Genomic DNA, 15,514 nt, shown 5'->3' on the forward strand with positions numbered 1-15,514 from the left:
AGCCTGCCGCCGACAAGTCGATAACTCGTTATCAATAGTTGTCGGCGCTCCCGCGATCCTCCGCCACCTTTTCCACAGAAGGTTTTTATGTCCTCCACCAAAGCCCGCGCAGATTCACTTTCGCTTCTGCTGTTTACCTTGCGCAGTGGCAAGCTGATGGCGATCAACCTGCTGAAAGTCAGTGAAATCATCCCCTGCCCGCCGCTGACCCGGCTACCGGAGTCGCACCCCCACGTCAAAGGCATCGCCACCCTGCGCGGCAACTCGTTATCGGTCATCGACCTGAGCCGCGCCATCGGCGAGCGGCCCCTGGCGGACCCGGACGGTGGCTGCCTGATCGTCACTGACGTCAGTCGCTCGAAACAGGGCCTGCACGTGCAGGCGGTGAGCAAGATCGTGCACTGCCTGACCTCCGATATTCGCCCGCCGCCGTATGGCTCGGGCGGCGGACGTTCGTACATCACTGGCGTGACCTCGGTCGATGGCACGCTGGTGCAGGTGCTGGACATCGAGAAGGTCATCCACGGCATTGCCCCGGAGCCGGTGCAAATGGCGCCCACCGAGTTGAGCATGGAAGATGCCGAGTTGCTGGGCAACGCGCGCATCCTGGTGGTCGACGACAGCCAAGTGGCGCTGCAACAGTCGGTACATACCCTGCGTCACCTCGGGCTGTTATGCCACACCGCCCGCAGCGCCAAGGAGGCCATCGACTGCCTGCTGGAACTGCAAGGCACCGCGCAGCAGATCAACCTGATTGTCTCGGACATCGAGATGTCGGAAATGGACGGCTACGCCTTCACCCGGACCCTGCGCGAAACCCCCGATTTTGCCCACCTCTACGTGCTGCTGCATACCTCCCTGGACAGCGCGATGAACAGTGAAAAAGCCCGACTGTCCGGGGCCAATGCGGTGCTGACCAAATTCTCCTCGCCGGAGCTGACCCAATGCCTGATCGACGCCGCCAAAGCGGTGGCGCAGCAGGGTCATTGAGCCGTGGCCCAGGCTTACTGCCTGTTAATGCGCCGCGAACTGGCCGGCCCCCTGCCGCCCTGCGCCTGGCCGGCGGGTATCAGCCTGACCAGCTACCAACCGACGATGGCCGAGGCGGTGCATCAGTTGCTAGAGGCCGGCTATCGCCAGGGCGGCGGTCAGGTCTCGGCTCTGGCTACCTGGCGCGAACGTTTTGAGCGCGACCCCGAATACGATCCGCAACTGTGCTTCATCGCCTCCGACGCGCAGGGCCTGGTCGGCGTGATCCAGTGCTGGACCAGCGCCTACATCAAGCACCTGGTGGTGCATCCCCGCGCCCGGGGGCAGGGCTTGGGACGGGCGTTGCTGCTGCATGCCTTCAGCGTTTTCCAGCAGCGTCGCGAAGGGTTTGTCGATTTGAAGGTACTGGAGGACAACCATCGGGCGCGGCAGATGTATGACAGTTGCGGCATGCGCCTGGTCCGCCGGGAACCCGTTCCAGACTGAGCACCGCCTCCCCCCACAACTGCATCAGGCATACTCCCTCTCCTACCCATCAGGAGTCCTGCCATGCGATCCCCTGCCCTGCTCTTCATCGCCCTGACCAGCCTCGCACTCCACGCCCAGGCCTCGAGCCCCGACGCCTGGGCCGCCTACGACAAGGCGGTACTCGCCAGTTGCACCAAGGCCAGCCAGTTGAGCCACGCCAAGCCGGTGGGTAATGCCGCGTTGTTCGATGATCGCGTCGGCTACAGCGCCTTGCTGCTTGAGGGCCAGTACCCGCAAAAGCACATGAAGGGACAGCGGGGCACGGAGCTGTGCCTCTACCACAAGAAAAGCAAGACCGCCCATGTCACAGAATGGGACTCGGTGCGCCCGGCCACCCAGGGTCAATGACTGGCGCACAACTTGCTTCGCACCAGGCCCCGGCGCTGTTTTTTTGTCATCGCTGACGCTTTCGGACTGTGAACGCCCCCATGAACACATCGTTTTCCTGCGTAGGCTGCGGCAAATGCTGCAATGACCACCATGTGCCCCTGACTCTCGCCGAAGCCCGCATGTGGGCAGCAGATGGCGGCGCAGTGATCGTGCTGGTCGAAGGGTTCCTGGACAACGGCCTGGGCCTGCCGGCCGTGCAGCGCGAACACGCCCGCCGCCGCTCAGTGGTGGTGCCCAGCGGTGACACCCACGCCTACGTGACGATTACCTTCGCCGCCTTCAATGCGGGCCGCTGCCGGAATCTTGACGAAGACAACCTGTGCCGGATCTATGAACGTCGGCCGCTGGTGTGCCGGATCTACCCGATGGAGATCAACCCACACATCCCCCTGACACCGGGAGCCAAGGACTGCCCGCCCGAGTCATGGCAGCAGGGGCCTGAGTTGATCGTCGGCGGCCAATTGGTCGACCCGGCGCTGGCAAGCCTGATCGAAGATTCGCGCCAGGCCGATCGGGACGACATTCAAGCCAAGGAAGGGATTTGCACACAGCTGGGAATTTGCACCGCAGCCCTCAAGGGCGACGGTTTTACCGCCTATTTGCCGGATATGGCCGCGTTTGCTGCCGCCATCGACCAGGTTCAGGCCGAACCGCAATTGGCTGCGGTCGGGCAATGGCAGTTTCATCTGTCGGGGGCCGCGCTGGCCGATCAGGTGCAGGCCGCCGGAGCGCGGGTGACGACTGCGCAGCCCCTGAATTACGCCTTTATCTCGTTGCAGGCGGCCTAGGCCGCAATGGCAGTGGCCTGATGACTACTGCGCAAGCTCAGCAAATCAGCGTTTGCCCATCGAGCGACGGGTACCTGGCGGCGCAGCGCCCGGAACCTTGGTGTGGCCATTCTTGGCGCCATTCTTGTACCACGGCTGATTACCAGCCTTGGCGGCAGCCAGTTCACCTGGCTTGAACGGGAACTTGAAGGCCGGGATCGCGGCGTTGCTGTCGCTGTCGGCGCTGGAGTCGACGCTGTCTGGCAGGTCAGCCTGGTCGTCAGCCGCAGGCGCTTGTGTCGGGGAAGTCATGAATGCTCCGGGTGTAGCGTTGAGTCGCGCCCGGATGATGGGTCGCGAAAAGCCGGCAGTATAGCGGGAAGAGCCGCGGCAAGCTGCAAGCTTCAAGCGCCAAGCTGTCCGCCCTGTCAGTTAGCCGTCACCCTGCTGACCGGATCGTGGGGCTATAACGGAGGCATACTGGCTACCTATCCGACCCACCGGCCCCGGCGATTGACCTGATGCCCAGCAAAAAAACCACGCTCCTGCTTGTCGCTACCCTCGTCGTGCTTGTCGCCGCCGGGGCCTGGACCCTGCTCCAGCCGGCTTCGAGCAAACTCGCCGCGCCGACGGCGGTGCCGGTGCGTGTGGTCAGCGTCGCGCAGCGCGATGTACCGCGATATGTCAGCGGCATCGGCTCGGTGCTGTCGTTGCACAGCGTGGTCATTCGCCCGCAGATCGACGGCATCCTCACCCGCCTGCTGGTCAAGGAAGGCCAACGGGTCAAAGCCGGCGACCTACTGGCCACCATCGACGATCGCTCGATCCGCGCCAGCCTCGATCAGGCCCGCGCGCAACAGGGCGAAAGCCAGGCCCAGTTGCAGGTGGCCCTGGTCAATCTGCAGCGCTACAAGCTGCTGAGCGCCGATGACGGGGTGTCGAAACAGACCTACGACCAGCAGCAGGCCCTGGTCAATCAGTTGAAAGCCACCCTGCTGGGCAACCAGGCCACCATCGACGCGGCGCAGGTGCAACTCTCCTACACCCAGATACGTTCACCGGTGACCGGGCGGGTCGGGATTCGCACCGTGGATGAAGGCAACTTCCTGCGCATGAGCGATACCCAAGGGTTGTTCTCAGTGACCCAGATCGACCCGATCGCCGTCGAGTTCTCCCTGCCACAGCAGATGCTACCGACCTTGCAAGGCCTGATCGGCGCGACGCCCGCAGCCGCGGTCGACGCCTATCTGGGAGCCGATACCGACGGCCAGACCGGCAACTTGCTCGGGGAAGGCCACCTGACGCTGATCGATAACCAGATCAACGCCAACACCGGCACCATTCGCGCCAAGGCCGAATTCAACAACCCCGGGCAAAAGCTCTGGCCCGGGCAACTGGTGACAATCAAGATCCAGACCGCGCTGGACAAGGCGGCCCTGGTGGTACCGCCGACGGTGGTCCAGCGCGGCCTGGACCAGCACTTTGTGTACCGGGTGACGGATGGCAAGGTCGAATCGGTGCCGGTGCAGATGGTCTATCAGAACAGCGACCTGAACATCATCAAGGGCGTGCAGGCCGGTGATGTCCTGGTCAGCGATGGCCAGTCGCGACTCAAGCCGGGGAGCCGCGTGCAGATCCTCGACGAACCACCGGAACTGACCCAGGCCACCGTTTCGGAGCAGCAGCCATGACGGCCCGCAGGGGGATCAGCGCCTGGTGCATCGATCACCCGGTGGCCACCGTCCTGTTGACCTTCGCCTTGGTGCTGCTGGGCCTGATCGCCTTCCCGCGATTGCCGATTGCGCCCCTGCCGGAAGCCGAGTTCCCGACCATCCAGGTCAACGCCCTGCTGCCCGGCGCCAGCCCGGACACCATGGCCTCGTCGGTGGCCACGCCCCTGGAGGTGCAATTCAGCGCCATCCCCGGCATGACCCAGATGACTTCCAGCAGTGCCCTGGGTTCGACCAACCTGACCTTGCAGTTCACCCTCGACAAGAGCATCGACACCGCCGCCCAGGAGGTCCAGGCCGCGATCAACACCGCTGCGGGCAAACTGCCCAAGGACATGCCGACCCTGCCAACCTGGCGCAAGGTCAACCCGGCCGACAGCCCGGTGCTGATCCTCAGCGTCAGTTCGACACAAATGCCCGGCACCGAACTCAGCGACTACGCCGAAACCCTGCTCGGGCGCCAACTGAGCCAGGTCGACGGCGTCGGCCAGGTCAACATCACCGGCCAGCAGCGCCCGGCCATCCGGGTCCAGGCCTCGGCCGACAAGCTCGCCGCCATCGGCCTGACCCTGGCCGACATTCGCCTGGCCATCCAGCAGACCAGCCTCAACCTGGCCAAGGGCGCGCTGTATGGCGAGTCGAGCATTTCCACCCTGGCGACCAACGACCAACTGTTCCACCCCGAGGAATACGGCGAACTGATCGTCTCCTACAAAGACGGTGCACCGGTGCACCTGCGGGATGTCGCCCGGGTGGTCAACGGCGCGGAGGACGCTTACGTGCAGGCCTGGTCCGGCACGCAGCCGGGGGTCAACCTGGTAATTTTCCGTCAGCCGGGGGCCAATATCGTCGAGACCGTCGACCGTATCCAGGCCGCGTTGCCCAGCCTGCAGGCGATGCTGCCGGCGTCGGTCGAGGTCAAGGTGCTGATCGACCGTACCCAGACCATCCGCGCCTCGCTGCACGAGGTGGAACTGACGCTGTTGATCGCGGTGTTGCTGGTGGTGGCCGTGATGGCGCTGTTCCTGCGCCAGCTGTCGGCGACGCTGATCGTCTCCAGCGTGCTCGCGGTGTCGTTGATCGCTAGTTTTGCCCTGATGTACGTGATGGGCTTCAGCCTCAACAACCTGACCCTGGTGGCGATCGTGATTTCGGTCGGCTTCGTGGTCGACGATGCGATTGTGGTGGTGGAGAACATTCACCGCCACCTGGAGGCCGGCGACGACCAACGCGTGGCGGCGATCAAGGGCGCCAGCGAGATCGGCTTCACCGTGGTCTCGATCAGCTTCTCGCTGGTGGCCGCGTTCATTCCGTTGCTGTTCATGGGCGGGGTGGTCGGGCGCCTGTTCAAGGAGTTTGCCTTGACGGCCACCTCGACCATCCTGATTTCGGTGGTGGTGTCCCTGACCCTGGCGCCAACCCTGGCAGCGCTGTTCATGCGCGCGCCGGTGCACAATGCCCACGCCCGGCCGGGCTTCGGCGAGCGCCTGCTGGCCCTGTATGAGCGCGGCCTGCGCCGTGCCCTCGCGCACCAGAAAGTGATGCTGGGGGTGTTCGGCCTGACCCTGGCCATGGCCGTGGCGGGCTACGTGTTTATCCCCAAGGGTTTCTTCCCGGTGCAGGACACTGGATTTGTCCTTGGGACCACCGAAGCCGCTGCCGATATTTCCTATGGCGACATGGTGAAAAAGCACCTGGCGATGGCGCAGATCGTCGCCGCCGACCCCGCCGTGCAGGCGTTTTCCCACTCGGTCGGGGTTTCGGGCAACAACCAGACCATCGCCAACGGGCGCTTCTGGATCGCCCTGAAGCCACGGGGTGATCGCGATGTCTCGGCCAGCCAGTTCATCGACCGGATTCGTCCGCAACTGATGGCGGTTCCCGGCATCGTCCTGTACTTGCGGGCCGGGCAAGACATCAACCTCAGTTCCGGCCCCAGTCGGGCCCAGTATCAGTACGTACTCAAGAGCAACGACGGCCCGACCCTCAACGTGTGGACCCAACGCCTGACGGAAAAACTGCGCGGCATCCCGGCTTTCCGCGACATTTCCAACGACCTGCAACTGGGCGGCAGCATCACCCATATCACCATCGACCGAGCGGCGGCCGCGCGTTTCGGGCTAACCGCCAGTGATGTCGACGAAGCACTCTACGACGCCTTCGGCCAGCGCCAGGTCAACGAGTTCCAGACCCAGATCAACCAGTACAACGTGATCCTCGAACTGGACACCCGGCAACGGGGCAAGGCCGAAAGCCTGGCGTATTTCTACCTGCGCTCGCCCCTGAGCGGCGAGATGGTGCCGCTGTCGGCGCTGGCCCGCTTCGACGCACCGACCATCGGCCCGCTGTCCATCGCCCACGACGGCATGTTCCCCGCCGCCAACCTGTCGTTCAACCTGGCGCCTGGTGTGGCCTTGGGCGATGCGGTGATCCTGCTCAACCAGGCGAAAGCCGAAATCGGCATGCCGACCTCGGTCAACGGCAACTTCCAGGGCGCGGCCCAGGCATTCCAAAGCTCGCTGGCCAGCCAGCCCTGGTTGATCCTGGCGGCGCTGGTGGCGGTGTACATCATTCTCGGGGTGCTCTATGAGAGTTTCGTGCACCCGTTGACGATCATCTCGACCCTGCCCTCGGCCGGCCTCGGCGCCGTGATCATGTTGTGGCTGCTGGGCCAGGACTTCTCGATCATGGCGCTGATCGGCCTGGTGTTGCTGATCGGCATCGTCAAGAAAAACGGCATCCTGATGATCGACTTCGCCCTCGACGCCCAGCGCAAGGGTGGGCTTACGCCAGAGGACGCGATCTATCAGGCCTGTATCACACGCTTCCGGCCAATCATCATGACTACCCTCGCCGCCTTGCTGGGCGCCCTGCCGCTGATGCTGGGCCACGGCCCCGGCGCGGAGTTGCGCCAGCCACTGGGGATTGCCGTGGTCGGTGGCTTGCTGGTGAGCCAGGCGCTGACGCTGTTTACCACGCCGGTCATATACTTGTGGCTTGAACGGCTGTTTCATCGGCCTACACCAGCACCTGCGCTGGCGACTACACACTGAGGCGGGTCATGCGTGTCCTGATCGTTGAAGACGAAGAAAAAACCGCGGACTACCTGTATCGCGGCCTGACGGAACAAGGCTACACCGTGGACGTCGCCCCCGATGGCATCGAAGGCTTGCACCTGGCGCTGGAAAGCGACTATGCGGTGATTGTCCTCGACGTGATGCTGCCGGGGCTGGATGGCTACGGCGTGCTGCGAGCCTTGCGGGCGCGCAAACAGACGCCGGTGATCATGCTCACCGCACGCGAGCGGGTCGAGGACCGGATCCGCGGCCTGCGCGAGGGTGCCGACGATTACCTGGGCAAGCCCTTCTCGTTCCTCGAACTGGTGGCCCGCCTGCAGGCCTTGACCCGCCGTAGTGGCGGGCATGAACCGGTGCAGGTGAGCGTGGCCGACCTGTGGATAGATCTGCTCAGCCGCAAGGCCACCCGCGCCGGTACCCGTCTGGACCTGACCGCCAAGGAGTTCTCCCTGCTCAGTGTGCTGGCCCGGCGCCAGGGGGAAATCCTGTCCAAGACCGCGATTGCGGAAATGGTCTGGGACATCAATTTCGACAGTGACGCCAACGTGGTCGAGGTGGCGATCAAGCGCCTGCGGGCGAAGATCGACGGCCCGTTCGAGGAAAAGCTGCTGCACACCATCCGCGGCATGGGTTATGTACTGGAGAGCCGACGTGCCCCGTAATTCCATTGCCCTGCGCCTGAGCGTCATGTTTACCCTGGTGGCGGCGCTGGTGTTCCTGTTGATCGGCTGGGCCTTGTATCAACAGGTCGACAAGGGCCTGGGCCTGTTGCCGGAAGCGGAGCTGGATGCGCGTTATAGCGTGCTCGAATCCACGGTGGGCCGTTACGGCACGCCGGAACATTGGGTCAAGATCAATAACAAACTCAAGCTGCTGGGTGAAGAAGACAAGCGCATCAGCTTCTGGATCATCAGTGGCGACCGCCACTACGAGTACGGCGATATCTCCCCCCAAATCCGGGCCTTCGCCGAGGGCCCGCTGGGCATGCGCGACCTGCAGCTGCCGGAGCAGCCCTACCCGCTGAAGGTGCTGGTCAGCCAGTTCCCGGCCAAGGATCAGCGCCCACCGCTACGCTTCATGATCGGCATCGACACCCAGGCCGTGCATGCCACCCAGCACCATTTGCTGGTCGCCCTGATCAGCCTGGCAATCGTCGGCGTGCTGCTGGCATCGGCGCTGGGCTACTGGGTCGCGCGAATTGGCCTCAAGCCGCTGATCAGGCTGTCCCAGGAAGCGCAACGCCTGGCTCCACCGCTGCTGTCGGCGCGCTTGCAACTGTCGCCCTTGCCGCCGGAACTCGATCAGTTTGTCACCTCGTTCAACTCGACCCTGGAACGGGTCGAACAGGCCTATACCCGCCTGGAATCGTTCAACGCCGATGTGGCCCACGAACTGCGCTCCCCCCTGACCAACCTGATCGGCCAGACCCAGGTAGCCCTGACGCGCGGACGCTCGGCGGAACACTACTTCGAAGTGCTGCAATCGAACCTGGAAGAGCTCGAGCGGTTACGCTCAATCATCAACGACATGCTGTTCCTGGCCAGCGCCGACCAGGGCAGCAAGGCCACCAAACTCACCAGCACCTCGTTGGCCGATGAAGTGGCGACCACCCTGGATTACCTGGACTTCATCCTCGAGGATGCCCAGGTCCAGGTCCGGGTCAGCGGTGACGCCCAGGTGCGGATTGAAATCGCCCACCTGCGCCGGGCCTTGATCAACCTGCTGAACAACGCGGTACAACACACCGCGCCCGGACAGGTGATCGAGGTGCGGATCGACGCCGAACACCATCAGGTTCGCCTTGGAGTGACCAACCCCGGCGAGCCGATTGCCAGCGAACACCTGCCGCGCCTGTTCGAGCGTTTCTACCGGGTCGACGCCTCGCGCAGCAACAGTGGCGCCAACCACGGCCTGGGGCTGGCCATCGTCAAGGCAATTGCGCTGATGCACGGCGGCGATGTGTTTGTGCGCAGTGACGAAGGGGTCAATACCTTCGGTATCTACCTGCCCATCTAATGGCATCCGCAGACTGGGCGCGGCACCCACTATTGCTGTTCCCGCAACAGTCCTTTCTGTAATCCGCTCTGTTTCCTTTTACCCGCGCCCCTTATCTTTGCCCGCACCAAACAGCACTTGCCAAGCAAGAAGGTTTTTCAGATGTCCAACAGTATGGGTATTGCCAGCGCTTTCGTTTTGTCGTCCTTGTTCCTCTCGCCATTGGCCATGGCCGAAGAGTCGCCAGCCTTTATCGCGCAGAATGCCGCGCGTGCAGCCGCCTTCGACAAGGCCCAGAACGAACTGACCGCCAAGGCGCAAAACCCTGAGCACGCCCCGCAAGCAGCGACTGTCCAGGCTCAGCCGCAGGTTGAGAAAGACAGCTGATTGATCAGCGTTTCGAGTTTCCCTCGACACTTTACTCGGCTCTTTCCCACGTGAAGTTGTCTTAAAAGCCGCTGCTATCAGCGGCTTTTTTTTATTGTGTTTTCGCCCCGCCCGCACGCGTCCCTCTTAATAAGAAACACCGGTTTTCAAACAATGACCCTACAGGTCATTGCGCCAAGGAGCTGTACCCCACGTGAGTATCACCGTCAAACTGTGCCCTCTGTTCATTGCAATCACCGCAACGATCCCCACCGCCGCCCAGGCCACCGAAAACTCCCCGCACGAAGGTTTTGTCGAGGGTTCCAGCCTCAACCTCAGTGCCCGCAACTACTACATGAACCGCAATCGCCTGCAGCAGGCTGATGACAACATCGAGTGGGGCCAGGGTTTTCTCGGACAATTCGAGTCGGGTTACACCCAGGGTCCACTGGGTTTTGGCCTGGACGCCAATGCCATGCTCGGGCTGAAACTCGATGGCGGGGGCGGCACCGACGGCTCCAGCATCCTGCCGACCGGCGATGGCAACGGCAAAGCCCCGGGGTCGTTTTCCACCAGCGGCGCGACCCTGAAAATGCGCGCCATGGACACGGAGCTCAAGGCCGGTGACCTGTTCCTCAATAACCCGGTGATCGCCGGCGGCATGAGCCGCATGTTGCCGCAGACCTTTCGCGGCGTCAGCCTGAGCAACCACAGCTTCAACGGCTGGCTGCTCGAAGGTGGCCAGGCCAGTTTCACCAAGCCGTACAACCAGAGCGGGCACCAGCGCATCGGCACTGCCTACGGGACCTTGGCCGAGGGTGACGAAAGCCGCCACCTGAACTGGGCCGGCGTGGCCTGGAGCGCGGTGCCAGGGCTTAGCAGCAGCCTGTACGCCTCCGAGCTCAAGGACGTGTGGAACCAGTACTACTACGACCTCGACTACCGCTACGCGCTAAACGAGCACGTCAGCCTGACCCCTGGCCTGCACTACTATCACACCCAGGACAGCGGCGAAGCGCTGCTGGGGGCGATCGACAACAACACCTACAGCCTGCATTTGACCCTCGGTGTCGGCAATCACAGCCTCACGGCGGCGTACCAGCGGGTGAACGGTAATACCCCGTTTGACTACATCGCCCAGGGCGACAGCGTCTACCTCGACAACTCGCAGCAATACTCGGACTTCAACGGCCCCAACGAGCGCTCGTGGAAGCTCAAGTACGCCTATGATTTTGCCGCTGTGGGCATGCCCGGCCTGACCTCGGCCCTGTCCTATTCGCGCGGCACCCTCGACTTGCGCAAAGTCGATCCGCACAGCCCCGGCTATGGCGCCTGGTACAACGCGGACGGCCAGCACGCCAAACACTGGGAGCGCGATCTCGACCTGCAGTACGTGGTCCAGGACGGCACGGCGAAAAATCTCGCCGTGCGCCTGCAATGGGCAACCAACCGGGGTGGCAACGGCTATGGCGCACTGGACAACGACACCGATGAGTACCGGGTGATCCTCGACTACCCGCTGAACGTTTTCTAAGGCACGTCTGCGCATACCTATGGGAATGAGCCGGGCGGCCCTCCGTCTGCTCGCGATGAACCGCAGAGTGCCGGGTGTTCACGGCATTCGTGCGTTTTCGTTCACGTCCATCGCGAGCAAGCTCGCTCCTACATAATGCTTCATCGCGGGGCTGGCGTTTTTTGCGCCTGGGATCTATATATGCAATCAAGCTAACGATCAACGAACTGATATCTGCAATGCCGCCCGGTCCGTTCGGGAACTACGCTGATGATGTCCCTCTGCAGAAATCAGAACCATGAGTGCAAGCCGTACGCACCTCCACTTGACGGGTAACACCCGCCGCCCCGAGTTCATGCTGATTCTGGGCAGTTCGCTGACCGTCATTGCCATCATCGCCATCGTCACTTTCCTGCTGATACGCGAGCACGCCAACGCGATGCAGGCGGCGACTCGGAGCGCGACCAATATCGTGCAGTTGATCGACGCGGATGTGCTGCGCAACGTCGAACTCTATGACCTGTCACTGCAAGGCCTGATTGCCGCCGCCCAGCGTGACGACCTGCAACAGGTGTCGGCACAGATCCGTCACCTGGTGCTGTTCGATCGCTCCAGCACCGCACGTTTCAAAGGCGACCTGCTGTTGCTGGACAAGTATGGCAACGTGATCGCCGACTCCTCCCTGGTGACCCCGAAGCCGGGGAACTTCGCCGACCGTGATTACTTCCTGGCTCATGCGTTCAACGATGACACCGGGATGTTTATCAGCCGTCCTTTCAAACCCCGCTGTGAGTGCCCCGACAGCGAGCAGTGGCGCATCAGTTTCAGCCGGCGCATCTCTTCACCCTCCGGCGAGTTTCTCGGCGTGGCCGTGGCGTCCATGCGTCTCGCGTATTTCGACGAGTTGTTCAAGAGCCTGAACATCGGCAACGACAGCACCCTCAATGTGCTCGACAAGGACGGTATTCTGCTCGCGCAAAAACCCATGCTGCGTGACAACAGCATCGGCAAGAGCTTCGGCAACCGCCCCAATGTGGTTCGAATCATGCGCGAAGGCACAGGCAGTTTCAGCAGTGTCTCAAGCATGGACCACCGCAATCGCCTGTACACCTTCTCGCGCGTCGGCAATCTGCCATTGACGGTGATCGTGGCGCTGTCCATGGACGAAGTCTTCGCCACCTGGAAACGCACCGCCTATGTGATCAGTGGCGCCACCGGTGTGCTGTGCATCGGCCTGATGTGGCTGGCCCTACTGCTGTGTCGCGAGCTGCGTTTGCGCCAGCACGCCGAGCAGGAGCTCGCCCAGCAGGCGGCCATTGATTCGCTCACCGGAGTGGCCAACCGCCGCACCCTGGATACGGTATTGAATCGCGAATGGTCGCGTGCCCATCGCTCGGGGAAACCGCTGTCGGTGCTGATGATCGACGCCGATCACTTCAAAGCCTTCAATGACCGGCATGGTCATCAAGGCGGGGATGATGCGTTGCGCGTGCTGGCCAGGGTCATCAGCGAAAACATCCGCCGCCCGGCTGATCTCGCTGCACGCTATGGCGGCGAAGAGTTCGCCGCGGTGCTGCCGGAAACCGATACCGCCGGTGCACTGCGCATCGCTGAAAATATTCGTGCGGCGGTCGAACGACTACCGCCCTTTGCCGCCGACGAATCGCCCATGACCGTCAGCATCGGCCTCAGTACCTCCACGGGGCAACCGAACCAGAGCCTGGAAAACCTGATGTACACCGCTGACAAGGCGCTGTACCAGGCCAAGCACCGGGGACGCAACTGCGTGGTCAGTGCGCAGGAGTAGGTCCGGTATTTGCGCCAGGCATAAAAAAAGGCCACCCGAAGGCAGCCTTTAAAAACTAGAGAGGTTTTTACTTACACTGCCGCAACTGGGCGCATGTAAGAGATCGGAGCAGTGCTGGCGTCTTCAAAAGTCACGACTTCCCAAGCATCTGTCTGCTCAATCAATTTGCGCAGAAGCTGGTTGTTCAGTGCGTGGCCGGACTTGAAGCCCTTGAACTCACCAATCAGGCTATTGCCCAGCAGGTAGAGGTCGCCAATGGCGTCGAGGATCTTGTGCTTGACGAATTCGTCTTCGTAGCGAAGGCCGTCTTCGTTCAATACACCGTCCGCATCGACCACGATGGCATTTTCAACGCTACCGCCGAGTGCGAGGTTGTGCTTGCGCAGGTACTCGATATCACTCATGAAACCAAAGGTCCGGGCGCGGCTGACTTCTTTTACGAACGAAGTGCTGGAAAAATCCACGCTGGCACTTTGGGTGCGGTCACGAAACACCGGGTGATCGAAATCGATCTCGAAGCTCACCTTGAAACCTTCGAAAGGGACAAAAGTGGCGCGCTTGTCGCCATCTTCCACTGTCACTTCACGCAGGATACGGATGAACTTCTTGGCGGCATCCTGTTCTTCCAGGCCAGCCGATTGAATCAGGAATACAAAAGGTCCAGCGCTACCATCCATGATTGGCACTTCGGACGCGGAGAGCTCGACGTAGGCGTTATCGATGCCCAGGCCAGCCATGGCCGAGAGCAAGTGCTCCACCGTGTCCACTTTGACGTCACCGTTGACCAAAGTGGTCGACATAGTGGTTTCGCCAACGTTTTCTGCGCGAGCAGGAATCTGCACCACAGGGTCGAGATCGGCACGACAAAACACAATGCCAGTGTCGACAGGTGCAGGCTTGAGGGTCAGGTAGACCTTCTCCCCGGAGTGCAGGCCGACACCTGTGGCACGGATAATATTCTTCAGGGTGCGTTGTTTAATCATGGCATGGGCCGCTTCAGCGCAAAGTGCGAACTGGTATCAACAAAGGCTGGCGATAATAGCAGACCAGACCTTTGCTGAACACCAATCAACTTAATACGCCTGATACATTTCATCAATCGGCCTGACGACGCAGGAATGCCGGGATGTCCAGGTAATCCAGATCGTCTTGCGGATTGAGCTTTGCCGCCGCCGCTGCGCCGGCCTGAGCCTGGTTGCGCATCACGGTTGGACGGTCCAGGTCGCGGTAGTTCACCGACGGCATTTCCGGACGTGCGGCAGCGGCAGAAGGAGCCGGGGCGCTGGTCATGGAAGTGTGGACGGTGTTGTCGATGACCTTGACCGGCTTCTCGATTTTCGCGCCCAGACCGGTAGCAACAACGGTCACGTGCAGTTCGTCGCGCATGTCTGGATCGATAACGGTACCGACCTTGACCATCGCGTGTTCGGAAGCGAAGGCTTCGATGATGCTACCCACGTCGGAGTACTCACCCAGGGACAGGTCAGGACCGGCGGTGATGTTCACCAGGATGCCACGCGCACCTTGCAGGTTGACGTCTTCGAGCAACGGGTTGCGGATGGCCGCTTCAGTCGCTTCACGTGCACGGTTCGGACCGCTGGCGCAGCCAGTGCCCATCATCGCCATGCCCATTTCGCTCATCACGGTACGCACGTCGGCGAAGTCGACGTTGATCATGCCCGGACGCTTGATGATGTCGGAGATACCGCGCACGGCACCGGCCAACACGTCGTCAGCCTTGGCGAAAGCCGACAGCAGGCTGGCGTCCTTGCCGAGGATGGTCAGCAGCTTCTCGTTGGGAATGGTGATCAACGAGTCGACGCTTTCGGACAGCAGACGAATACCTTCGTCGGCCAGTTGCATACGCTTGCGACCTTCGAACGGGAACGGACGGGTCACCACCGCAACGGTGAGGATCCCCATTTCCTTGGCCACTTCGGCGATTACAGGTGCAGCACCGGTACCGGTACCACCACCCATGCCGGTGGTAATGAACACCATGTTGGTGCCCGCCAGTACTTCGGCGATGCGCTCACGGTCTTCCATGGCGGCCTGACGACCGACTTCAGGGTTCGCGCCGGCGCCCAGGCCTTTGGTTACGCTGGTGCCCAGTTGCAGGATGGTCCGCGCGCTGATGCTTTTCAGCGCCTGGGCATCAGTGTTGGCGCAGATGAACTCAACGCCTTCAATGTTGCTCTTGACCATGTGATTGACAGCGTTGCCGCCGCCTCCGCCAACACCGATGACTTTAATGACCGGGCTTGCGGGGATGTTGTCTACGAGTTCGAACATTTTCCCTCTCCTTCAATTCTCTAGTTTTTTTCGCCTACTGCGCCTACTGCTTGTAACGG

Annotated in this window: 14 protein-coding genes; 11 read left to right on the plus strand and 3 right to left on the minus strand. The window is 62.0% G+C overall.

Annotation, left to right across the window (positions count from 1 at the left end; translation table 11 throughout):
• Positions 1 to 87 precede the first annotated feature (87 nt).
• The 4 genes from PspS04_RS22590 (at position 88) to PspS04_RS22605 (ending at position 2,696) form a co-directional block, all read left to right on the plus strand.
• Positions 88 to 990, plus strand: coding sequence for a chemotaxis protein CheV (locus tag PspS04_RS22590; protein WP_095168920.1), 903 nt, complete (start codon positions 88 to 90; stop codon positions 988 to 990).
• A gap of 27 nt (positions 991 to 1,017) precedes the next feature.
• A complete protein-coding gene (locus PspS04_RS22595) occupies positions 1,018 to 1,476 on the plus strand; it encodes a GNAT family N-acetyltransferase (RefSeq protein WP_159998918.1) in 459 nt (152 codons plus the stop codon).
• Between the two features lie 63 nt (positions 1,477 to 1,539).
• On the plus strand, positions 1,540 to 1,866 hold the full coding sequence (locus tag PspS04_RS22600) for a hypothetical protein (protein WP_159997869.1): 327 nt from the start codon (positions 1,540 to 1,542) through the stop codon (positions 1,864 to 1,866).
• A gap of 80 nt (positions 1,867 to 1,946) precedes the next feature.
• The gene (locus PspS04_RS22605) at positions 1,947 to 2,696 is read left to right on the plus strand and encodes a YkgJ family cysteine cluster protein (protein ID WP_159997871.1); all 750 of its coding nucleotides are present in this window, start codon (positions 1,947 to 1,949) and stop codon (positions 2,694 to 2,696) included.
• Between the two features lie 45 nt (positions 2,697 to 2,741).
• Here the strand turns inward: PspS04_RS22605 and PspS04_RS22610 are convergent, their stop codons facing one another.
• Positions 2,742 to 2,987 (minus strand): hypothetical protein, encoded by a 246-nt coding sequence (locus PspS04_RS22610; protein WP_159997873.1) that lies wholly within the window; start codon positions 2,985 to 2,987, stop codon positions 2,742 to 2,744.
• A gap of 209 nt (positions 2,988 to 3,196) precedes the next feature.
• Here PspS04_RS22610 and PspS04_RS22615 point away from each other — a divergent pair, with 209 nt between their 5' ends.
• From PspS04_RS22615 to PspS04_RS22645, 7 genes are all read left to right on the plus strand, one after another.
• Positions 3,197 to 4,366: an efflux RND transporter periplasmic adaptor subunit gene (locus tag PspS04_RS22615; protein WP_159997875.1), complete on the plus strand. Its 1,170-nt coding sequence runs from the start codon at positions 3,197 to 3,199 to the stop codon at positions 4,364 to 4,366.
• Positions 4,363 to 7,458: a multidrug efflux RND transporter permease subunit gene (locus tag PspS04_RS22620; protein ID WP_159997877.1), complete on the plus strand. Its 3,096-nt coding sequence runs from the start codon at positions 4,363 to 4,365 to the stop codon at positions 7,456 to 7,458. Before PspS04_RS22615 ends, PspS04_RS22620 begins: the two co-directional genes overlap by 4 nt.
• Before the next feature lie 8 nt (positions 7,459 to 7,466).
• Entirely contained in the window at positions 7,467 to 8,144 is a 678-nt protein-coding gene (locus tag PspS04_RS22625; protein WP_159997879.1) for a heavy metal response regulator transcription factor, read from the plus strand.
• Positions 8,134 to 9,498: a heavy metal sensor histidine kinase gene (locus PspS04_RS22630; protein WP_159997881.1), complete on the plus strand. Its 1,365-nt coding sequence runs from the start codon at positions 8,134 to 8,136 to the stop codon at positions 9,496 to 9,498. The genes PspS04_RS22625 and PspS04_RS22630 overlap by 11 nt, the downstream gene beginning before the upstream one ends.
• A 141-nt stretch (positions 9,499 to 9,639) precedes the next feature.
• Positions 9,640 to 9,864, plus strand: coding sequence for a hypothetical protein (locus PspS04_RS22635; protein WP_095168929.1), 225 nt, complete (start codon positions 9,640 to 9,642; stop codon positions 9,862 to 9,864).
• A 193-nt stretch (positions 9,865 to 10,057) separates the two neighbouring features.
• Positions 10,058 to 11,377, plus strand: a complete 1,320-nt coding sequence (locus PspS04_RS22640) for an OprD family porin (RefSeq protein WP_159997883.1) — start codon at positions 10,058 to 10,060, stop codon at positions 11,375 to 11,377.
• 277 nt (positions 11,378 to 11,654) lie between these two features.
• Positions 11,655 to 13,163 carry a sensor domain-containing diguanylate cyclase gene (locus tag PspS04_RS22645; protein ID WP_095168931.1) on the plus strand — a complete coding sequence of 503 codons (1,509 nt, stop codon included), beginning with the start codon at positions 11,655 to 11,657 and terminating at the stop codon, positions 13,161 to 13,163.
• Positions 13,164 to 13,234: 71 nt separating this feature from the next.
• Here PspS04_RS22645 and lpxC read toward each other — a convergent pair whose 3' ends face one another.
• Both lpxC and ftsZ read right to left on the minus strand, forming a co-directional pair.
• Positions 13,235 to 14,146 (minus strand): UDP-3-O-acyl-N-acetylglucosamine deacetylase, encoded by a 912-nt coding sequence (gene lpxC / locus PspS04_RS22650; protein ID WP_007939852.1) that lies wholly within the window; start codon positions 14,144 to 14,146, stop codon positions 13,235 to 13,237.
• 112 nt (positions 14,147 to 14,258) lie between these two features.
• Positions 14,259 to 15,455, minus strand: coding sequence for a cell division protein FtsZ (gene ftsZ / locus PspS04_RS22655; protein ID WP_095168932.1), 1,197 nt, complete (start codon positions 15,453 to 15,455; stop codon positions 14,259 to 14,261).
• Positions 15,456 to 15,514: the final 59 nt, after the last annotated feature.

Origin of the sequence: Pseudomonas sp. S04, assembly GCF_009834545.1 — a bacterium.
GTDB lineage: Bacteria > Pseudomonadota > Gammaproteobacteria > Pseudomonadales > Pseudomonadaceae > Aquipseudomonas.

Coding starts and splice junctions, on each gene's coding strand:
- PspS04_RS22635 (WP_095168929.1), top strand. CDS start 9,640: ATGTCCAACAGTATGGGTATTGCCAGCGCTTTCGTTTTGTCGTCCTTG.
- PspS04_RS22615 (WP_159997875.1), top strand. CDS start 3,197: ATGCCCAGCAAAAAAACCACGCTCCTGCTTGTCGCTACCCTCGTCGTG.
- PspS04_RS22620 (WP_159997877.1), top strand. CDS start 4,363: ATGACGGCCCGCAGGGGGATCAGCGCCTGGTGCATCGATCACCCGGTG.
- PspS04_RS22605 (WP_159997871.1), top strand. CDS start 1,947: ATGAACACATCGTTTTCCTGCGTAGGCTGCGGCAAATGCTGCAATGAC.
- PspS04_RS22595 (WP_159998918.1), top strand. CDS start 1,018: ATGCGCCGCGAACTGGCCGGCCCCCTGCCGCCCTGCGCCTGGCCGGCG.
- PspS04_RS22645 (WP_095168931.1), top strand. CDS start 11,655: ATGAGTGCAAGCCGTACGCACCTCCACTTGACGGGTAACACCCGCCGC.
- PspS04_RS22600 (WP_159997869.1), top strand. CDS start 1,540: ATGCGATCCCCTGCCCTGCTCTTCATCGCCCTGACCAGCCTCGCACTC.
- ftsZ (WP_095168932.1), bottom strand. CDS start 15,455: ATGTTCGAACTCGTAGACAACATCCCCGCAAGCCCGGTCATTAAAGTC.
- PspS04_RS22590 (WP_095168920.1), top strand. CDS start 88: ATGTCCTCCACCAAAGCCCGCGCAGATTCACTTTCGCTTCTGCTGTTT.
- PspS04_RS22610 (WP_159997873.1), bottom strand. CDS start 2,987: ATGACTTCCCCGACACAAGCGCCTGCGGCTGACGACCAGGCTGACCTG.
- lpxC (WP_007939852.1), bottom strand. CDS start 14,146: ATGATTAAACAACGCACCCTGAAGAATATTATCCGTGCCACAGGTGTC.
- PspS04_RS22625 (WP_159997879.1), top strand. CDS start 7,467: ATGCGTGTCCTGATCGTTGAAGACGAAGAAAAAACCGCGGACTACCTG.